This window comes from Sphaerospermopsis sp. FACHB-1094 (genome assembly GCF_014696195.1).
Classification (GTDB): Bacteria; Cyanobacteriota; Cyanobacteriia; order Cyanobacteriales; family Nostocaceae; genus Sphaerospermopsis; species Sphaerospermopsis kisseleviana.
Genome location: NZ_JACJPT010000018.1, coordinates 23,557 through 42,699 on the forward strand (window position 1 = coordinate 23,557; position 19,143 = coordinate 42,699).

Sequence of the window (19,143 nt, forward strand, 5' to 3'; positions counted from 1 at the left end):
ATGACAGCACTAACATTAAATCTCAATTCTATTATTAAACTAAATAGAGAGCAATTTTACCAACTCTGTGCAGAAAACCCGGATTTAAAATTAGAACGCAATACTCAAGGAGAGTTAATTATTATGCCACCAACGGGAGGAGAAACGGGGAAAAGCAATGTTAATTTAATATTTCAAGTAGCATCATGGAATGAAACAACCCAACTAGGAGAAGTTTTTGATTCTTCCACAGGATTTACTTTACCAAATGGTGCAGACCGTTCTCCTGATGTTTCTTGGGTAGAAAAATCTCGTTGGGATGGGTTGACTAAAGAACAAAAAGAAAAGTTTATTCCCTTATGTCCTGACTTTGCTATTGAAATTATGTCACCATCGGATAATTTAAAAAAAGTTCAGGATAAAATGCAGGAATATATATTAAATGGTTGTCGCTTAGGTTGGTTAATAAATCGGAAAAAACAGGAAGTAGAAATTTATCGTCCTGGACAAGAAGTAGAGGTTTTAAAATTGCCATTAACTTTATCTGGTGAGGATATTTTACCGGAGTTAGTGGTTAATTTGGGTAAAATTTGGGGATAATGTAGGATAATGTAGGTTGGGTTGAACAAAGTGAAACCCAACACATTCTTATCAATATCAATTTCTGATAAATTTACATCCACCTGAAAAATTTGGTTTTAATGACTTGTAGAATTAAGCTAAATTAAATATTTTGTACATCCTTTAATCCTGGAAATCCTGATTCTAGCAATTTCCTATTCTGACAATTAAAGTTGACAACTTTTAGCCACCACCGCGTCCACCTGCATTTGCAAATTATTTAAATAATTATAATTAATAAACTTCCCGGAATCTTGCGATACAATTAATAATTGAGGCGGTTTAATTTGCACAAATTGCGGTGCAAGTCGCGCTATAGTTTCTATAGGTATTCCCCAACTAGAATTAACTATCATATCCTGCACAGGTTTACAAGGTTGTGAACCATCAATATATAAATCTGGTGTTTCCCATAACGGGTTTTTGTGTAAACCATTAATACCCACTAATTCACTTTGAATATTCAACACAGGTCCTCCACTCATACCTTTATTAATATTATTAGTATATCCCAGTTGATAACTTCCCTCTAAAGGTTTATCAAGAACTAGAGATACATTTCCTTTAATGAAAATTATCTCTTTAATTTCGTTAGTAAACCCAGTAGTAAAAACTTTATCTCCTACGGTTAACCTAGATGAATTTCCCATAGTGGCAATTTGATAAATTTGTTCAGAACTAAATTGCAATAATCCTAAATCATGATCTCCAAATTTCACAATTTGGGAAATTTTAGCTGGATAAATTCTACCATCAGGAGTTTGAATTTGATAAGGTAGATTACTAGCGTTCAATACATGATCATTGGTGATTACAGTATAAATTTCTCCTTGTTTTTTGATCAGTGTTCCTGTTCCTAAAAAACCATTGGAGAGAATTTTCACTGTGATCAATTTTCCTGTTTGTTTTACCTGATAATCTGACAATTGACTGCTATCAGATGACGGTAAAAATGTTGTTTGTTGTGCCGAAAGAAAAATAACTATTCCTCCTAAACAAGTGACAAAAAACAGTGTAAAATTAAGTCCTGACAGTAGATATTTACCAATCATTGTTCTCTGAAAATTATAGGTAATACATTTTAATTTTCTTCCTCTAAAATTTCATTCAGGTTGATATAAACTTCCCCATCTTCATAAAACGCTGTTGTGCTATTACTTAATGGTACAGGTCTTGCACCAGCAGCACCTCGACGAAAATATTTGATTTGTTTCAAAACTCTACCAGGATCAGTACCGGGTATAAGAGTAACTACCACATCTTCTTTTAAGCAATTACCACGTACTCGATCAACTATACACAATACAGGATAACCGTTAATGCTTCTTCTCGATGTGAGATATGGCATCATTTGATTATCGTAGTATCTCTGTAATCTGTTGCTAACTATTTGACAACGTTCTTTTGGGGACAGAATAAAGGAGTTACTAATCCACTGTAACATAGGTTCTTCACCGCGACCTGTGCGAACACGGGTAATAGGGTGTTTCCCACTGGTGTCACACCTATATTTCTGACCTGCGTAACTGGGTTGTTGTAAGATTAAGGCTATTAGGGAAGCGATAGATGACCCTAAAAATATTTGTGACAGTAGTTTGAGTTGCATAAGTTTGTGACTAAACCCTGAAGGTAAAATTGATGGATAAGTCTATTTGGGGAGATTAATTATATTATATAATAGCAGTATAATTTTGTTTGTGTGAAAATACATTAAAGTTTTCTAACGAATGTTTTCAGTATTAGTCTTATCTTCTGCTATCATCAGTGACTTGATTCAGGTGCGATCGCTCATCAACAAAAAATAGGCGATCGCACAAAATTAACCCTATTTTCCTATTATTCAACTGTTACAGACTTAGCCAAATTCCTTGGCTGATCGACATCTAAACCCTTTCTCGCTGCAATATGATAAGCCAATAATTGCAACGGAATAACTGTCAAAATAGGCGACAAAATTTCCTCTACATCACTAACAGGAATTAAATCATTAAAAATTTCTGCTGCTTCTCCATCATTCACAGATGTCACTCCTATTAACCGGGAATCTCTCGCCTTCGCTTCCTGGGCATTAGAAATCACCTTTTCATAGACACTACCAGGCATAGCGATCGCTACTACCGGAACTTTACTATCTAATAATGCGATCGGTCCATGTTTCATCTCTCCTGCTGGATATCCTTCCGCATGAATATAACTAATTTCTTTTAATTTCAAAGCCCCTTCTAAAGCAATAGGAAAATTAATTCCCCTCCCTACAAAAATGAAATCTTTTGTTTCTGTAAACTCATGAACTAACTGTTCAATATATTTTTCCTGAGTTTCTAAAATCGCCTCAATTTCTATCGGTAACTGCCTTAAACCAGCAATAATTTCTGTTAACCTTTCAGAAGAAATTGTTTGCCGACGATAAGCTAAATCTAAAGCTAAACCATAAAACGCCATCAACTGAGCAATAAAAGTTTTCGTCGCCGCAACACCAATTTCAATCCCCCCATGAGTATTAATAATATTACTCACCATTTGCCCCAAAGTGCTTTCCGGGCGGTTGGTAATGCCTAAAAGTCGCGCTTGATACTTAGCTTCTTTTACTTGTCTACGGTCTTTTTCCATACTTAAAGCAGCTAAAGTATCCGCAGTTTCTCCTGATTGAGTCACCCCAATAGTTAAAGTATTAGCAGTCAAAGGTGTAGGTGCATAGCGAAATTCAGAGGCATATTGTACTTGAGTGGGAATTTCTGCCAATTGTTCTAATAAATACTTACCTACCAACGCTGCGTGCCAACTTGTACCACAAGCCACAATTTGAATTTGTTCTAAATCTGCGTAAAATTCCTCTGCTAAATTCAAACTAACAGGAGTTTCCCCACTTCCCGGAAAATAAGCTTCTAAACAAGCTCTAACTACACCCGGTTGCTCATAAATCTCCTTGAGCATGAAGTGTTTAAATCCCTGCTTTTCCACCATAATGGGATTCCAATTCAAAGTGCGGGGATGCTTCTTTAAACGATTTCCAGCAAAGTTGTACACCTCAACCCCCAACGGAGTCAAACGGGCAATTTCCCCATTTTCTAAGGGCAATACAGCGCGGGTATGGGCAACAATTGCCGGCGTGTCCGAAGCACAGAAAAACTCACCTTGTCCAAACCCAATTACTAAAGGCGCTTGCTGACGCACTACAATCAATTCATCAGCGTAGTCAGCAGAAATAACTGCGATCGCATAAGCCCCTTCTAACTTTTGCACCGCTTCCCGCACCGCTTCTAAAAACACAGAAGCCGAATTACTATCTTCAGGAATATGCTTTAAACATTCAGCGATGAGATGGGGAATAACTTCTGTATCTGTATCTGAACGAAATTCATGTCCTAATGCTTTTAAATGTTCCCGCAATTCACGATAATTTTCAATAATTCCATTCTGCACCACCGCTATCCGCAAAGCAGTATCCTGATGGGGATGGGCATTATATTCTTCTGGTTTACCATGAGTTGCCCAACGAGTATGACCAATACCAATTTGAGCCGGGTTTTCTACTTGTTCCAGTTTAGAACGCAAATTTAGTAATTTACCCTTAGCCCGCACGCAATGGATATCACCTTCCCATATCGTAGCAATACCCGCAGAATCATAACCTCTATACTCTAACTTTTCCAGTCCAGATAATAAAATATCCGTTGCTGCTTGAGTGCCTATATATCCAACAATTCCACACATTTTTTATACTACTCCGGTTATTAGTTAACAATTATCAGTTAACAGTTATCACCATAAAGCGGTAATTATATCAAATCAAAAGGCTGGGGACTGGTGACTGGGGACTGGGGAAATATTTATCTTTCTCCTGCCTCCTGAACTCCTAAAAAATATTAAGTGCTGAAAACTGAGAGAAGAAACAAGAATCGTGTTAGTTGATGGGTTTCTTGTTTCTCCCTAGCTCAGTCTTCAGCACTATTGTACTGAGTATTTTAAAATACCAGCTTTGTTAGTATGCTAGACCCATGCTGCGAGTTGTTTCAGCACCCAAATAAACGCGGATGCTCAAAAAGTCGGTGGGGCAAGCTGTTTCACAGCGTTTGCAGCCTACGCAGTCTTCTGTGCGGGGTGAAGATGCCACTTGAGCAGCTTTACAGCCATCCCAGGGAACCATCTCTAAAACGTCAGTGGGACAAGCGCGGACACATTGGGTGCAGCCGATGCAGGTATCGTAGATTTTTACGGTATGAGACATTGAAAAAACTGCTCCTTTCGAGTTCTCTTCTTTGGGAAGGAATCATAATCAACGCATAGTTTACCGCAGTGCTGGATGGGCTGTAAGTAAAAGGCTACATAACTTCAAACAATTTAATAAGCCCTATGAACATTTTATTTGCCAAAATCGCTGCTATTCAGCTTTAATCAGCAACAGGGGCATCAAGTGTTTACTCTATTGACTGTCTCCAAATATGGCAAATTGTAAAGATGTGTAAATTTCCGAGCAATTTCTCAGGGTTATCTATAGTACCTATAAATTGGTCGCTGGTAACTCTCAAGTTCCATCAATTTGTTAAGAAGTATTAACTAATTAGATACAAAATTACACAAAATTAAATGCGCTGCAATTTCCTAGTAATCATCAAATATGTTATGTTTTTTTGACTTATTTTATGTAATATTACTGTAGAGTAAGATCAAAATTTTATCTCAGGAGATCAAGGAGTCGTAGGGGCTACGTAGGGGCGAAGCATTCGGAAAATAACCTGTGATACAAATTGACAATTTATCGCCCGAATGCTTCGCCCTTAAAGGAGTCAGGAGAAATAATTATAGTAAAGTAGGAATTGTGCGTCGCTATCTATCTCTGTTACACTTCAAAAGAAATTGTTAAATTTTTTATTAAGATGCAAATTGCTCAAAAATATAGTAAATCATTAATCATAATCCAGCCCTAGTCACCTATGGTAGAGGTTAATTCACCGATTACGATACCATTTTTAATAATGTAAATCCCATCACATAAACTGATTATGAAACCAGACTCTTTACCAACTGAGTTGATTTTAACAAACCCGCGTCAGTCTCTTGGTAGATTACAACTTGATTGGACACCCCAACCAGGGAACTATGTTGATTTTGAAGGTAAAACCTATGCAGTATTAGAGCGTCGTCATAGGTATCAGTTGAAAGCAGGACGCTACCGCCTACATAATATCGCTATTTATGTCCAAAAAGCTAAACGACCATCAGAAAAAAGTTTAGTAGCTGGACGTTGGGTTATAGGTGATGCTAGTTGTGATTACAATGCTCATTCAGAAATCATCCGCTGTGCAGTCAACCCAGATGGTCCTTGTGAGTCTTGTCGGTTCTATGAAAGTTCAGGTGACAGATGACAGGTGACAGGTGACAGTAAGAAGGCAAGAGGCAAAAGTTTATTCTTCCCAATTACCAATTACCCATTACCAATTACCCATTACCTCCCCTATGGTTAAACGAGTACCATTAACAAAGTCCCATCCTGACTGGAGACGTTTACCAGTTGGTTGAACTTCTCTTAACCATAACAACCCTTCCCCAGTTTGAACAATTGCTCCTATACCTTTGGCAATGTTTACTACTTCGCCAGGTTGGGTAGATACAGTTGACAAATCTGGTAAATTGTGTATTTTATCTCGTAATTGTTCTGGGAGCTCTTGAATATAAGCACGTTTAAGAGGAACTGTAGCAGTAATTTTCAAAGGTTGATTGCGAAAAGTTGTGACGCAGTTAGGATAAAAGCCTCTAATTTGATTATGTAATTTAATGGCACTTTTTGACCAGTCTAGGCTATAGTCTTCTTTTTGAATCAATGATGCATAATTGGCCAGAGAATCATCCTGGGGAATAGGTGTAATTTCCTGGCGTTCCCATTTTAATAAAGTTTCCAGCAATAAATCTGCACCTATAACCGCTAATTTATCGGCTAAAACTTGGGCATTCTCCAGTAAACCAATTGGTGTATTTGCTTTTAATAGCATATCTCCTGTATCCATGCCCACATCCATTAACATGGTTGTGATACCAGTTTCTTTTTCACCGTTATAGATACACCACTGAATAGGAGCAGCCCCTCGATATTGGGGTAAAATCGAACCATGTACATTGATACAACCCAATTTTGGCATATTTAAGATTTTCTTAGACAAAATTTGTCCATAAGCAACAACAACAAACGCATCCGCATCTAATTGTTGTAGTTGGTTTAAAGTTTCCCCATCTTTTTTAACTTTCTCAGGTTGCCATACTGGGAGATTGTGAGCATTAGCAAGTGTTTTGACAGGAGAAGGTGTTAGTTTATTCCCACGTTCTCGTCGTTTATCCGGTTGAGTGACAACTGCTAAAACTTCAATATCTGGATTATTCAGTAATTTTTCTAGAGTGGGAACAGCAAACTGGGGAGTACCAAAAAATACAACTTTCATTATTAATTTGTTGCGAGTTTTTAGCTAGGATTTACTAGTTAATATTAAATGCGTCACGATTCACTGACAACTGACAGCCCACAATGGACTAAATCACAATAACCGTGAAAAAGACGCAAAGCAATTTTGCTTTGAGTACATTAATTTTCGCTATTTAATGGTAGAATGTTTATTATAGGTGCTACAAAAAGTTCCTGAATAAAATACAACGACCCAACCAGCAGGTTAACCAAGATCAATCACTGATTGTATCTGCTGTTTACAGGTTATAATCTTTTGTATTGTCTCATGGCAGGACAATTAAGCATCTACTCACCCAGCTTATAAGAAAATCGAGTGAGCCAAAACCACGCCCGATAAAGTATCTCCACCAAGTTCCGATACTTTATCGTACTTTAGGCGGTGGATGTAGGTGAATGCACTGCCCATGCGTGGGGCTATTATGATCCTGACTTATTTGCTTAGGGATTGACAGTTCCCCTAAATAATGCTATTTTTGGAGTAGGTCGAACTGGTAATAAACATGATTGTTTTCGAGTTCAAAGCCAAAGGCACAAAACAGCAACATCAAAGAATTGATGAAGCTATACGGATAAGCCAGTTCATTCGTAACAAGTGCCTACGGTTTTGGATTGTTTGTAACTGTGGGTGCATTCTTGATCGTGACCACAACGCTGCAATCAATATTTTGGCGAAGGCACTAAAACAGACAGGCTATGATTTAAGTACCGTCGGGCGGACGGAAACTTTTACCCTTCGACTGCGCTCAGGGTTAACGCTTGTGGAGAGATGACCCTCTACCCAGATTTGGTAACAAGTTTGGGCATGGTTGCTCATTGAAACAAGAATCCCCGTCTTTTTAAGGCGGGGAGGGTCAATTGATTGCAAGCTAATTTGTAACTGCTGAATTTGGTAGAGATAAAGGTGAGGTTTTTGATGTTGACCCGACTTTGCCAAAATTTTAAAGGAATAAATCAGTTTTAGACTTGACACTCTGAGTCCTAAAGGAGCGGATATTCTTGATTCAACGAGTCCACTTAGACTAGATCCCTTGCAGTTTCTAATCCAGAGGTGGTTCTCTCCTCAAGCGTTACTTAGGGAATGCCCTTTCCTAGTTGGATGATTCCAAATTTTGTTTGAGTTTAAATTCTGTGTCGTGTTTCGACTACTTCGACTTACTTCGACTTACTTCGACTGCGCCCTTCGACACCGCCCTTCGACACCGCTCAGGACAGGCTCAGGACAGGCTCAGGACAGGCTCAGTACAGGCTCAGTACAAGTCGCTCAGTACAAGTCGCTCAGTACAAGTGCGCTCAACACAAGTCTAGCTCCCATGTAGACGCGAAGCGGCTTCCCGAAGGGTAGATTTTACCTATTCCTAGCAAGGAACTAGAACTATGGAATAGAACCCACCAATCTTCAGTTGTCAAGGTATCGATTGCCGTTAGGCAGTTATGTTTTTATACAGGTTGATTACCTGCCCATGAAGGGGTAATCCGTTCGCCTACATCCACTGTTCCTTAGTACGATAAAGTATCAATGCCTTGCTCCGATACTTTATCTCGGTAGTTTTGGCTCACTTGATTTCCTTATAAACCTGAAGGAATGGATTAGCTCTTGCTAAAACATTTTTATCAGAATAAATGAATTTAGGCACTAGAATTAGTCACCTAACAGCGTAGTTTATATCCTGTCGGAAACTCCTATATTTGGTTATACCTATATTGTGGTCTACCTAAATATAGGCAGTTTTGAGATATAAATACTTATTTAGAGAATCCGAAAATGATTAACGTCGGTATTCTCTGTGATTATATTCACCTAAAAAAACTAAGTTATTCAAAGAATGTAAAGGGGTTAATTGATGATTAGAAAACTTTTGTAAAGTGATGCAAAATTTATCCAGATAATCTCGTTAGAGATTCTAGTTTGTTGTTATACATATAATCATAGCTTTTTCTCTTCCTGCATAGACATTGCTCCTCACACAGCCACTGCCCCTTAGAGAGTCCAATCATGCTGAAATCCCTTTTGCTGTCAGGATGGTTCCGCGTACAACCATTTTTTAAGTACGTTATCGTTGTTATATTAATTGCTCCCTTGGTAGGTGTATCAATTCACTCTAGCATAGCGAAACAATCACATTTAAAAGTAGGAAAGATTAGTACAGGAATTGGCCAATCTGATTCAAATTCCCAGGTAACGGCTATAGCTGGGAAAAATGATTTAAAGATAGGTAAAGTCAACTCCTTGGAAGCAAAATTTGGGAACTTTGGATCAGTAAATAAGCCTGTGAGTCAAGCAAAACAAGTATTACAGGCTGATAAAATTAATTCTGGGGCAGGACAACAAAATCAGCACTCAAATAGTAATTTACCTGTCAGCGATATTTTAGCGGTAGTAAAACAGGAAAACTTAGCAAAAATACCTACTAGTCAGAGAGATTTAATTCAAAAATTAAAAGATGTTAAGAGCCAGGCTTTACAGGGTGAGGTAAATTCTTTAGAACGTGCGAGTTTAGAGAATGAGGTATTAAAAACATCTGCAAGCACATCAAATATTAGAGAACCACAGCCATCCACAATGATGGAAATACCTGTAAATGAACAGCAACAGCAGTACGATACAGTACCAGATGATCCCATAAATAGTCCTCATCCAATTCCTTGGAAATGGATCATGATGACTCAAGAAGCTATAGGTGGTAAAGGGGGTTCTGGAGTGCGGCACTATCGCAGTATACCAGTGGTTTCTCCTGATGGTAGGTATGCGGTTTATAGCCGAGTGCAACTGGAAATACAACCGGAAATGCACAACAGCCGAGTTACCAGCTTGTTGTTTATCGAAGATCGGCAAACCAAGAGACTGCGGGTGATGTCAAAAACTGCTGCTGTTGGCGATCCCCTGTTAGATCAACAGATTTCAGATCAAGCTGATACCCAAGGGAAAATAGGGGTATTAGTTCCGGTTAGTTGGTCCGAAAAAGGCGATCGCTTTTTAGCCCGCAAATTTGTAGGTATGTTCAACACAGCAGACCTGACAGATCATGCAGTAATTTGGGAACGGCAAGAAAATCATACTCAAACCGTTGCTCCTGCCCAAGGAGAAGATGAGCATGAGAAAATAGCAATCTTGTTAGGGTGGAGTAAAAAACAACCTGATCACGTGCTATTCCGTGCGGGTGAACTAGGGGAAGAAAATTGGCCTTTGGTACAAGTTGCCAGTGATGGCAAAACTATCAATGTCAGCAACGACGGTGATCAACCTGTGACTTTTGGGACAAGAGATAGACAGGTTTGGGCAGAACCTCAAGTTGCGTCTAGATAGTTAGTCAGGAGATCAAGGAGTCAGGAGTCAGGAGGCAGAAGAAGCAGGGGGGAAGGGGGCCTCACAGGGGTAGGTTTTTAATATTATCTATTAAGGCAGGACTAGGAAGACAAGGAGGGAAAGTAGACAAGGAAGATTTTCTCCGCACAATAGTCTTTTTGTTACCAAGAGAATATGATTTTGTACGGTTTTCCTCCCTTGTCCACTGTCCTTCCTTGTCCCCCAAGTCTTGACCCACATTCCGCACTTCAAATATTTTCCATGTAAATGTAATGAGCTTGAGTCTAAATGGGAATATTTTGTATTTATTCCGTATTTTTTTACTACTTCTAAGGCGATTATTAGGAATAATTTAGTTAAGCCATATTTATAGAGTTTATCCATGACTCTACCTATTTTATCGTCATTTAAGTCTTCTGCTTTTATTCCTTCTCCTATTAGATGTTCTACGGCTTTATCTTTAAAGAATTCTGGAAATAAATATAGTGGTCTTGATACAAAGCCTAGTCCATTCAGAATAATTGCTTTGACTACTTTTCCTGTGTTTACTTTCTCTCTACTATCCACTGAGAATATTTCATTGATTTTTTCTACTATTCCTATCTCATCTATTATTCCTGCTATTATTCCTAAGTGATCTATGTTTTTACTCTCAATATCTTCTTGTTGGTAATTCATAATATGAAGGCATTTTTAGGTAATTCAATCTTATTCTCTCATTTTCTTTCTAAGTTTATTCTCAATGCCTTATGAATTTCTATCTCGTAGTCAAATGGAAATTAACGTCTATATTTTTACTTTCTTAATTGCGTATTTCTGTTTAACCCTCTATGCTGCTTATGATACTTGTATATGTACTACAAATTGAAGTGCGGAATGTGGGTTAGAAGGTGGTCATATCTACGTACCATTTTTAATTGTCAATGGTAGACCCGATGCTATTCTTGATAGCAATTCCGGCAATGACCCAGAAGTTTATTTTACATTCTTAGGTGCTAACCCTGGTCGTGTAGATCATGTTCGACTTTTGGGAGATAACACCTTTGGCTTTGAAGATTTACCAAATGGGGGAGACTTGGATTACAACGATATAATTGTCAAAGTTAACTTGTCATCCATAGTTTAGAGATAACAAATATAGAGACGTTTAATGAAACGTCTCTATAATCATGATAAAAATGTTAAATAAATATTAAACTTTGACTTGCTCTTTTGAAGTTTGCAAAATTCTTTTAAGAGAATTTTCTTTGACTATCATGGCAGCGTGATTAATATCTAACCATATCCTTTCTCTTTGAGATGCTTCTGGCCAGTCTTCTAATACTTGATCTACTGGCAACCAAAATAAATGAACCCGGTAAATATTACCACGTTTACTATATTTATAAGCACCGATTTTTTCAGTATTTACCCGACCAATAACCCCTGCTTCTTCCCAAGCTTCTTTAGCTGCTGAATCAGGTGGAGTCATCCCTTTGCAAACTCCTCCTTTGGGAATTACCCAACTTTGCCGTTTACGATTAGTGATTAATAAAACTTCTACTTTTCCATCTCGGACACGATATGGAATCACTCCTGATTGTTTACAAATTTTATTGGTTTTTCTGCTCATAGAAGTACATTCCTGATACATTAACTTCTAGATTGTAATTACTGCCATATCTACAAGGCGATCGCTATGGTCATGTTGACAATTTTTACTATATGTCTTTGGTTACATCTTTCACGCTGTTAATTAGTTATTCCGTATAATTTTTCACCAAGTTTGACTATTGCTCCTTTGTGATGGTATTTCATATCCAATTAACAGGATAATTATATTGTCATGAAAGCAAAGCCTTGAACGTATTACTCGATTATATTAATTAAAACCAACTGCGGAGGAAAGCCATATTGGCAATAAAATAGTGTAATTATAGTGTCAGTTATGTAAACTCAACTGCCAACATTTTGGTTAATTGAACCAGAAAAACCGCCATTAAAGCAGATTATCGCTGGGGGTGTGATTTTGCCAGATGGACAAATTGCGATCGCTCGCTGTTGTACATTTACAAACTGGTATTTATGTTTTTTAACCTGCTGCTGATGGAAACCGACAGCTGAATACTTACGTTAATTTAACACATCTCATTGAAGATTGGTATATAATATAAATCAGTTTTTTTAAACATAACTAACAACATAAAAACTTTCATGGCAGATTTAATATTAGTTCCGGGTGCAACTGGTGGTGTAGGACAACTTGTAGTTAGCAAACTTTTAGAAAAAGGTTTGTCAGTTCGCATTCTCACACGGGATGCAAACAAAGCTGCAAAAATGTTTAATGACAAAGTAGAAATTTTTGTTGGTGATATCCGCGAACCCAATACCCTCTCACCAGCAATGTTAAATATCACTTCTATTATCTGTTGTACGGGAACTACTGCTTTTCCTTCTGCTAGATGGGAGTTTGATTCATCTGTGAATCCCATTGATTTTGGTTTAGCTTTGTTTGATACTCAACCACTTGAAAATAAAGCTAAAAATACACCTTTAAAAGTTGATTCCCAAGCTGTAAAAAATTTAGTTGCAGCAGCACCGAAAATTTTAAATAGATTAGTGTTTGTTTCTTCCTGTGGTATTCTCAGAAAAAATCAGTTTCCTTTTAATATTCTCAATAAATTTGGTGTGCTGGATGCGAAAAAGGAAGGTGAAGACGCTATCATTAATTCAGGTATTCCCTATACAATTATACGCCCTGGTAGGTTAATTGATGGACCTTATACTTCTTATGATTTGAATACTTTACTCAAGGCAAAGACAGAAGGTAAATTAAATGTAGTCTTGGGTAAAGGTGATCAACTTTCTGGTGATGCTAGTCGCATTGATGTGGCTGCTGCTTGTGTGGAAAGTTTGTTTTATCCCAGTGCTGCTAATCAGGTTTTTGAGTTAGTTAATCAAGGAACAAGACCAAATGTAATTGACTGGGAAAAGCTTTTTTATCAATTGACAATTGACAATTGATAATTGATAATTGTTTCATTCAAGGCTTCCGCCGTGAGCGTCAGCCGATAGCGTAGCGTGGCGTTAGCCATACGGTTTAAAACCTCCCCTTTCAAGGGGAACAAAACAAAAAAAAATCCGCTTTGTCATTGTCAATTTTTAATTGTTAATTGTCCATTATTGAAATATCCCCAAATCCTTGATTTTTTCTGAGACTTTGAGGATATATGGATTCCAATACTGCTCGGTTAAGGATTTTCGTAGGTTGGGTTGAACAAAGTGAAACCCAAAGAACCCTTGTAAATGTTGGGTTTCGTTCCTTAACCCAACCTACATAATTTATTTTTTTGAGCTTAACCGACAAGTATTGATATGGATTCTAGTTTTCAACGAATTTCAAAGAATCTAATCTTCCTAAAACCGCCATATCTTCAGCATCCAATTCTACAGGTATACCACTCCTAATTAGTTCTGAAAAGTCTTCATTAGGAACCATAATTGTTAGTATGTAAAGACGATTTTTACCTGTATTTCTAATCAAATGAGTGCCATTTGGTGGAACTAATAAACTATCTCCGGCCTTGATAGGTACTTTTTTGCCATCACAAATTGCAACTCCTTCTCCTTTGAGAATAAAAAACATTTCCACTGCCCATTGATGGCGATTTGGTGGAGTTTGTCCCCCAATATCAAAGATTTCTACACAACAAGTTAAGGAAGTATTTGCAGTTGTGGAATCAAAGATAATTGCTAACCGATTTGTATCACGGGGATTGATACGGTATGCTTGATAATCTTGGGGAGATTTGATAACTGGAATTACACAACTTGTAGTAACCATATATTTGGTAATTGGTGATTGGTGATTGGTGACTGGTGATTGGTGATTGGTGATTGGGTATTAATCAATCCAAAATCTAAAATCCAAAATCTAAAATCCAAAATCTAAAATCTAAAATCTAAAATTATGCTGACTACTGACTCCTGCTATAATTGCCGAAGAATCAGTAACAAAACCAAAGCATTGTTTAACGTTGTACAAAGTTGCTAACCAACAATATTCTGGTGAAGTTGTGGCTGTACAATCTTGGACTAAAATGCAGTCGTATCCTAAAAAATTAGCATCACATAAAGTTGTGAGAACACATTGATCAGCATTGACACCCGCAAATAATATTGTCGTTATTCCTAAGTTTCTGAGAATACTATCTAAGGATGTATCCCAAAACCCACTCATGCGATATTTATCAATGCAAATATCTGTCTCAAGTTGTTCTAATTCCTCTACTACCGCCGCTGCCCAGCTATCTTTCATCAGCACCTTTGCACCGTTTTTAGGTAGGCTATCACCTAATCCTACACCTTCACCGGTGGGATTATAAACATGAAGCAAACCTGCACTAATATTGAGTAAGTCTGGTCTATTACCCCAATTTAACCAAATTATTGGCACATTAACAGCCCGCAATTGTGGTAATAAGTTTTGTAAAGGTACTATGGGTTGACGTGCGGGGGTGACATCCACACCAATATGCGCTAACCAGCCATCAGGATGACAAAAGTCGTTTTGCATATCAATAATGATAATGGCGGTTTTTGCCAAGTCGATACGCACAGTTTTGGTTTCTGTTGTTAAAATAACGGGTTGTGGGGTTTTTTGCGGACGAGTAATATCTGCAAAGCTTTCATTGACTTCCCAAGCGTTGGGGTAAAATCCTAGTGTTCGTAAGGGTAGATTCATAATTGTTGGCACCCAAGATCATTGATTCTTTTGTAACTTGAAATAATCATAATTGTGCAATTGCTTAATCAACGTTAAAAAAGGTGAAAATCATGAACTTTACTATTAAAAAAGCTTTAATTGCTGTTACAGATGGTTACACAACTTTAGATGTTCAGGTTGTTAATGGTATCATCGCTGCTATTGGTGAAGATTTGGATGTGATTGGTACTGCAATTGACGGTGAAAATAAACTGCTGCTACCTGGTTTTTTCAACGCCCACACCCATTCTTCGGAAAAGTGGCAACGGGGAATAATTCCACCTTTACCTTTAGAATTATGGTTGGCGTATTTGTATGATTTTTCTCTTCTGGATATTGAACAAGTTTATCTCAGCGCCTTGGGTACGGCTGCGGAAACTTTGCTGTCTGGGGGAACAAGTGTTGTAGATCATTTGGTGTTAATTCCTGATAAAGAGTTAGAAACTATTTCTACTGCTGTTCGCGCTTATCAAGAAATAGGAATTAGGGCTTTTATTGCTCCTTTAATTCAAGATGAATCTTTAACTGCGGGGATGCCAGAAGGTAAATTTTTAGAAAATCATCAACCTTATTTTCGTTCTCCTGCGGAAACATTAGCAATTATAGAAGAAGCTGTTATTAAGTTTCATCGTCCAGAGGAAGGTATAACTATTTTAGTTGCACCGACGGGAATTCAATTATGTACTGATGCTTTATTTACGGGTTGTATTGAGTTGAGCGATCGCTACAATCTTTGTCGTCATTCGCACTTATTGGAAACTAAAGCCCAGGAAAAGTTAGCATTAGAAAAATATGGTTGTAGTGCGGTTGAACATTTAAATCATATTGGATTTTTGCATGAAAAAACCAGTTTAGCTCATTGCGTTTGGTTAACTGATGCTGATATTCAAATTTTGGCAGAAACCAAATCTACTATTGTTCATAACCCGTTAAGTAACCTGCGTTTAGGTAGCGGTATTGCACCGATTTTAAAATATATTCAAGCAGGGGTAAATGTAACTTTTGGTTGTGATGGTGCTTCTAGTAATGACTCTCAAGATTTGTTAGAAGCGATTAAAATAGGTTCTATTTTACATAACGTGACTGATTTTGATTATAAATCCTGGATTACACCACGTCAAGCGGTAGAAATGGCTGCTTTAGGTGGTGCAAAAGGATTAGGGATTGATGAAAAATTGGGGTCTTTAAATGTGGGTAAAAAAGCAGATTTGGTACTTTATGATTTAACCAGTTTATCTTTGCTTCCTCGTACAGATCCCATTGGTTTATTAGTATTAGGTCGTCCTGTAAATGTTGTTAATAGTGCTTGGGTAAATGGTAAACAAATTATTGATAATGGGAAATTTACAACTATTAATGTTGATGAATTGCGAAAAGAATTATTTAACCGTAGTCAGTGGGTAAGTCGGGGAAAATCACCAACTTTAGAACAAATTGAGGTTCATTATCGTCGAGTGATGGGCTTATCAATTGACAATTGATAATTGATAATTGATAATTGTTTCATTTTTTTAAATCCTCTTCCTTTCAGGGAGAGGTAATTATCAATTGTTCATGATTGAAATATTTTTTTTGTAAGTATGTCAACCTTAAAAAACCTCATATCCAGATCCCCTACTTCTTTAAGAAGTAGAGGATTTATACACCTTCCTGTTTTACGTTTAATAATATAAAACAATGCGGCTTTTGGGAAATAAATCAACCAACAACCTGACATTTTTTAAAACGAAAAAACTAAACAAGGCGTTGTAAAATTAAATGATTACGCTCAGTTAATATTGCTTTCCAGTTCGGTTCAACGACAATTGTGCTAATTTTTTCCACAATTATTGCAGCACCATTTATATGATCTCCTGGTTGTAAATGTTCCCGAAGATAAACTGGTGTATCATGCCATTTTTGTTCAGTAAACATTTGGACTATTTCCACTGGTTGGGGTGTTTTCTGTTGTGGGCGTTGACGAATAATTACAGGTTCTTCAGGCGTATCCATTTTTTGGATGACTTCTACAGAAATGGATTCAACAATTAAGGGTTTTTCTGTTTGAATGAAACCATACCTTGATTTATGTTCTTTTTCAAAATTATTTTGCATGAATGCCACATCTAAGGTAAAATCTACTGTGATAATTGAATTATTACCCTCATATTTTAAATTAACTTTTTTAACTACTACTTCTTCTAGTTTCGTTTCTTGTTGTTTGTTTAACTCCCTTCTGGATTGGTCTTCTAAAGATGCCATTAATTGCTGTAAGTGGGGAATTAATGATTGATTTAAAGGGTGTTCTACTCCTGTTAATTTGGTAACTCTCACATCAGCTAAACCCATACCATAAGCAGAAAGTACCCCAGCAAAAGGGTGTAAAAATATCTGTTTCATTCCTAAAGTATCAGCAATTAAACAAGCAACTTGTCCACCTGCACCCCCAAAACAACAAAGTACATATTGAGTGACATCATAACCACGTTGGAGGCTGATTTTTTTAATAGCATTGGCCATATTTTCGACAGCAATAGAAATAAAACCCGATGCTACTTGTGCGGGAGTTCGATAATTTCCAGTGAGAGATGCAATATCTTCAGCTAATTGTGTAAACTTCTGAATTACTATTTCTTTATCTAGGGGTAATTTCCCTTCACTACCAAAAACTGCGGGGAAATATTGAGGTTGAATTTTCCCTAACATGACGTTAGCATCTGTGACTGTTAATGGTCCTCCACGTCGATAGGAAGCGGGTCCAGGATTTGATCCAGCAGATTCTGGTCCGACACGATAACTAGAACCGTCAAAAAATAAAATTGAACCACCACCCGCAGCAATAGTATTAATTGCTAATACGGGAACTCGCATCCGCGCACCGGCAATTTCTAAATCTAGTTGTCTTTCATATTCTCCTTTAAAGTGAGCAACATCTGTACTTGTTCCTCCCATATCAAAGGTAATTACTAAATCAAATCCTGCTCTTTTGCTAGTTTGAACTGCACCAACAATACCACCAGCAGGGCCACTTAAAATACTATCTTTACCTTGAAATTGTTCTGCATCGGTTAACCCTCCATCAGATTTCATAAACATTAATCTGACATTGGGTAAATGACTAGCTACTTGGTTAACATAGCGACGGAGGATAGGAGTTAAATAAGCATCAACAACAGTTGTATCTCCTCTACTCACAAGTTTCATTAAGGGACTGACTTGATGGGATACTGAAATTTGTGTAAAGCCTATTTCTTCGGCAATTTGGGCTATTTGTTGTTCATGTTGGGGATAGCGATCGCTGTGCATCAAAACAATGGCACAACTTCTAATTCCTGTGTTGTAAACTTTTTGTAAATCCTGTTTAACTTGTGCTATATTGACTGGTATTAATTCATTACCTTGGGCATCATATCTTTCATCTACCTCAATTACCTGTTCATAAAGCATAGTGGGTAAAATAATCTGACGAGCAAAGATATTTGGGCGGTTTTGGTAGCCAATTCTTAACGCATCTTTAAAACCTTTGGTAATGAGCAAAACAACCCTATCACCATGTCTTTCTAACAGCGCATTGGTAGCTACTGTTGTTCCCATTTTGACAACTTCTATATTTTGATAGGGAATCTGTTCATTACCGGATATGCCGATAATATCCCGAACTCCTTGAATAACTGCATCTGCATATTGTTCAGGATTTTCTGATAATAATTTATAGACTATTATCCATTGCTGATTAGGCAAAGGAACAATTAAAAAACGTTCTGGACAATTTACAAGTCGATCTATTATTGTTTGATTATTGGTGACAGCGACAATATCTGTAAATGTGCCACCCCGATCAGCAAAAATTTTCAACATTACCAAAATTCCTCAATAATATATAATATATATAGCAATACCTATGCCAATTTTCCAAAGATAGGTCTGAAACCCAATAAAATCGTTACGATATCAATAGGGTTTCAGAGTTTTGGCGAAGGTATTGATATAGCAAATTCGTTTTTATTTCTGAAGAGATTGGTGTGGGCGGGAAATTTTAGATGTTAGATTTTAGATTGG

16 protein-coding genes and 2 pseudogenes are annotated in these 19,143 nt (G+C 37.3%); 7 read left to right on the forward strand and 11 right to left on the reverse strand.

The window, feature by feature from the left end:
• Positions 1 to 579 carry a Uma2 family endonuclease gene (locus H6F47_RS08195; protein ID WP_137666890.1) on the forward strand — a complete coding sequence of 193 codons (579 nt, stop codon included), beginning with the start codon at positions 1 to 3 and terminating at the stop codon, positions 577 to 579.
• Positions 580 to 767: 188 nt separating this feature from the next.
• On the opposite strand, the gene H6F47_RS08200 is transcribed toward H6F47_RS08195, so the two are convergent.
• From H6F47_RS08200 to psaC, 4 genes are all read right to left on the reverse strand, one after another.
• Positions 768 to 1,652, reverse strand: a complete 885-nt coding sequence (locus H6F47_RS08200) for a serine protease (protein ID WP_137666889.1) — start codon at positions 1,650 to 1,652, stop codon at positions 768 to 770.
• A gap of 29 nt (positions 1,653 to 1,681) precedes the next feature.
• The gene (locus H6F47_RS08205; protein WP_137666888.1) at positions 1,682 to 2,206 is read right to left on the reverse strand and encodes a COP23 domain-containing protein; all 525 of its coding nucleotides are present in this window, start codon (positions 2,204 to 2,206) and stop codon (positions 1,682 to 1,684) included.
• A 230-nt stretch (positions 2,207 to 2,436) separates the two neighbouring features.
• Complete coding sequence (gene glmS / locus H6F47_RS08210; protein ID WP_137666887.1) at positions 2,437 to 4,314, reverse strand: glutamine--fructose-6-phosphate transaminase (isomerizing); 1,878 nt, start codon at positions 4,312 to 4,314, stop codon at positions 2,437 to 2,439.
• A 268-nt stretch (positions 4,315 to 4,582) separates the two neighbouring features.
• Positions 4,583 to 4,828: a photosystem I iron-sulfur center protein PsaC gene (gene psaC / locus H6F47_RS08215; RefSeq protein ID WP_010997613.1), complete on the reverse strand. Its 246-nt coding sequence runs from the start codon at positions 4,826 to 4,828 to the stop codon at positions 4,583 to 4,585.
• Positions 4,829 to 5,603: 775 nt separating this feature from the next.
• On the opposite strand from psaC, the gene H6F47_RS08220 reads away from it, so the two are divergent.
• Entirely contained in the window at positions 5,604 to 5,966 is a 363-nt protein-coding gene (locus H6F47_RS08220; RefSeq protein WP_190648513.1) for a DUF6464 family protein, read from the forward strand.
• A gap of 66 nt (positions 5,967 to 6,032) precedes the next feature.
• On the opposite strand, the gene fmt is transcribed toward H6F47_RS08220, so the two are convergent.
• Positions 6,033 to 7,034, reverse strand: a complete 1,002-nt coding sequence (gene fmt / locus H6F47_RS08225) for a methionyl-tRNA formyltransferase (protein WP_190648516.1) — start codon at positions 7,032 to 7,034, stop codon at positions 6,033 to 6,035.
• A 523-nt stretch (positions 7,035 to 7,557) separates the two neighbouring features.
• Between fmt and H6F47_RS27830 the strand changes: the two are divergent.
• Together H6F47_RS27830 and H6F47_RS08230 are read left to right on the forward strand one after the other, a co-directional pair.
• Positions 7,558 to 7,668, forward strand: a pseudogene (locus H6F47_RS27830) (RNA-guided endonuclease TnpB family protein); the annotation flags it as partial.
• A 1,382-nt stretch (positions 7,669 to 9,050) separates the two neighbouring features.
• A complete protein-coding gene (locus H6F47_RS08230) occupies positions 9,051 to 10,361 on the forward strand; it encodes a hypothetical protein (RefSeq protein ID WP_137666885.1) in 1,311 nt (436 codons plus the stop codon).
• 246 nt (positions 10,362 to 10,607) lie between these two features.
• On the opposite strand, the pseudogene H6F47_RS08235 reads toward H6F47_RS08230, so the two are convergent.
• Positions 10,608 to 11,039 (reverse strand): annotated as a pseudogene (locus tag H6F47_RS08235) (DUF4277 domain-containing protein); the annotation flags it as partial.
• A gap of 220 nt (positions 11,040 to 11,259) precedes the next feature.
• On the opposite strand from H6F47_RS08235, the gene H6F47_RS08240 reads away from it, so the two are divergent.
• The gene (locus H6F47_RS08240) at positions 11,260 to 11,487 is read left to right on the forward strand and encodes a DUF4114 domain-containing protein (RefSeq protein ID WP_190648558.1); all 228 of its coding nucleotides are present in this window, start codon (positions 11,260 to 11,262) and stop codon (positions 11,485 to 11,487) included.
• Between the two features lie 66 nt (positions 11,488 to 11,553).
• On the opposite strand, the gene H6F47_RS08245 is transcribed toward H6F47_RS08240, so the two are convergent.
• Positions 11,554 to 11,973, reverse strand: coding sequence for an NUDIX hydrolase (locus H6F47_RS08245; RefSeq protein ID WP_137666882.1), 420 nt, complete (start codon positions 11,971 to 11,973; stop codon positions 11,554 to 11,556).
• Between the two features lie 581 nt (positions 11,974 to 12,554).
• Here H6F47_RS08245 and H6F47_RS08250 point away from each other — a divergent pair.
• Positions 12,555 to 13,364, forward strand: coding sequence for an SDR family oxidoreductase (locus H6F47_RS08250; protein ID WP_137666881.1), 810 nt, complete (start codon positions 12,555 to 12,557; stop codon positions 13,362 to 13,364).
• Between the two features lie 358 nt (positions 13,365 to 13,722).
• Here the strand turns inward: H6F47_RS08250 and H6F47_RS08255 are convergent, their stop codons facing one another.
• From H6F47_RS08255 to H6F47_RS08260, 3 genes are read right to left on the reverse strand one after another with little or no spacing between them, the layout of a single operon-like run.
• Entirely contained in the window at positions 13,723 to 14,184 is a 462-nt protein-coding gene (locus H6F47_RS08255; protein WP_096572601.1) for a cupin domain-containing protein, read from the reverse strand.
• Positions 14,163 to 14,285 (reverse strand): hypothetical protein, encoded by a 123-nt coding sequence (locus tag H6F47_RS28460; protein ID WP_277877140.1) that lies wholly within the window; start codon positions 14,283 to 14,285, stop codon positions 14,163 to 14,165. The genes H6F47_RS08255 and H6F47_RS28460 overlap by 22 nt, the downstream gene beginning before the upstream one ends.
• 10 nt (positions 14,286 to 14,295) lie before the next feature.
• Positions 14,296 to 15,084: a cysteine hydrolase family protein gene (locus tag H6F47_RS08260; protein ID WP_096566437.1), complete on the reverse strand. Its 789-nt coding sequence runs from the start codon at positions 15,082 to 15,084 to the stop codon at positions 14,296 to 14,298.
• A 92-nt stretch (positions 15,085 to 15,176) separates the two neighbouring features.
• Between H6F47_RS08260 and H6F47_RS08265 the strand changes: the two genes are divergently transcribed.
• The gene (locus H6F47_RS08265) at positions 15,177 to 16,586 is read left to right on the forward strand and encodes an amidohydrolase (protein ID WP_190346955.1); all 1,410 of its coding nucleotides are present in this window, start codon (positions 15,177 to 15,179) and stop codon (positions 16,584 to 16,586) included.
• A gap of 253 nt (positions 16,587 to 16,839) precedes the next feature.
• Here H6F47_RS08265 and H6F47_RS08270 read toward each other — a convergent pair whose 3' ends face one another.
• Positions 16,840 to 18,942 carry a hydantoinase/oxoprolinase family protein gene (locus tag H6F47_RS08270; protein WP_190648519.1) on the reverse strand — a complete coding sequence of 701 codons (2,103 nt, stop codon included), beginning with the start codon at positions 18,940 to 18,942 and terminating at the stop codon, positions 16,840 to 16,842.
• Between the last annotated feature and the right edge of the window lie 201 nt (positions 18,943 to 19,143).

Bases quoted from the DNA above. Each gene is read 5' to 3' on its own strand.
- H6F47_RS08195 (WP_137666890.1), top strand. From the start codon at position 1: ATGACAGCACTAACATTAAATCTCAATTCTATTATTAAACTAAATAGA.
- H6F47_RS08200 (WP_137666889.1), bottom strand. From the start codon at position 1,652: ATGATTGGTAAATATCTACTGTCAGGACTTAATTTTACACTGTTTTTT.
- H6F47_RS08205 (WP_137666888.1), bottom strand. From the start codon at position 2,206: ATGCAACTCAAACTACTGTCACAAATATTTTTAGGGTCATCTATCGCT.
- glmS (WP_137666887.1), bottom strand. From the start codon at position 4,314: ATGTGTGGAATTGTTGGATATATAGGCACTCAAGCAGCAACGGATATT.
- psaC (WP_010997613.1), bottom strand. From the start codon at position 4,828: ATGTCTCATACCGTAAAAATCTACGATACCTGCATCGGCTGCACCCAA.
- H6F47_RS08220 (WP_190648513.1), top strand. From the start codon at position 5,604: ATGAAACCAGACTCTTTACCAACTGAGTTGATTTTAACAAACCCGCGT.
- fmt (WP_190648516.1), bottom strand. From the start codon at position 7,034: ATGAAAGTTGTATTTTTTGGTACTCCCCAGTTTGCTGTTCCCACTCTA.
- H6F47_RS08230 (WP_137666885.1), top strand. From the start codon at position 9,051: ATGCTGAAATCCCTTTTGCTGTCAGGATGGTTCCGCGTACAACCATTT.
- H6F47_RS08245 (WP_137666882.1), bottom strand. From the start codon at position 11,973: ATGAGCAGAAAAACCAATAAAATTTGTAAACAATCAGGAGTGATTCCA.
- H6F47_RS08250 (WP_137666881.1), top strand. From the start codon at position 12,555: ATGGCAGATTTAATATTAGTTCCGGGTGCAACTGGTGGTGTAGGACAA.
- H6F47_RS08255 (WP_096572601.1), bottom strand. From the start codon at position 14,184: ATGGTTACTACAAGTTGTGTAATTCCAGTTATCAAATCTCCCCAAGAT.
- H6F47_RS08260 (WP_096566437.1), bottom strand. From the start codon at position 15,084: ATGAATCTACCCTTACGAACACTAGGATTTTACCCCAACGCTTGGGAA.
- H6F47_RS08265 (WP_190346955.1), top strand. From the start codon at position 15,177: ATGAACTTTACTATTAAAAAAGCTTTAATTGCTGTTACAGATGGTTAC.
- H6F47_RS08270 (WP_190648519.1), bottom strand. From the start codon at position 18,942: ATGTTGAAAATTTTTGCTGATCGGGGTGGCACATTTACAGATATTGTC.